The 516-nt window shown below is 65.1% G+C and carries 1 protein-coding gene; it reads right to left on the minus strand.

What is annotated here, in order from left to right:
* Nucleotides 1–516: EF-Tu C-terminal domain-related protein (locus tag AADZ90_RS22430; RefSeq protein ID WP_411997184.1), on the minus strand; the 516-nt coding region annotated here is incomplete at both ends.

Raw genomic sequence — 516 nt, forward strand, 5'->3', positions numbered from 1 at the left:
TCAGCTCGACCTTGAACGACACGTTGTCGCCCGGCATCACCATCTCCGTGCCTTCGGCCAGCTCCACCGTGCCCGTCACGTCCGTCGTGCGGAAGTAGAACTGCGGACGGTAGTTGGCGAAGAACGGGGTGTGGCGCCCGCCCTCTTCCTTGGTCAGGATGTAGGCTTCGGCCTCGAACTTGGTGTGCGGCGTCACAGAGCCCGGTTTGGCCAGAACCTGACCCCGTTCCACGCCCTCCCGGTCGATGCCGCGCAGCAGCGCACCGATATTGTCGCCCGCCTCGCCGCGGTCCAAGAGCTTGCGGAACATCTCCACGCCCGTGCAGGTCGTCTTCTTGGTGTCGCGTATACCGATGATCTCGATCTCGTCGCCCACGTTGATCACACCGCGCTCGACCCGGCCGGTCACGACCGTGCCCCGGCCCGAGATCGAGAACACGTCCTCGATCGGCATCAGGAACGGCTGATCCACCGCGCGTTCAGGCGTCGGGATGTACTCGTCGACGGCGGCCAGAA

The organism is Aestuariibius violaceus (assembly GCF_040779325.2).
In the GTDB taxonomy this organism is placed as follows: Bacteria; Pseudomonadota; Alphaproteobacteria; order Rhodobacterales; family Rhodobacteraceae; genus Aestuariibius; species Aestuariibius violaceus.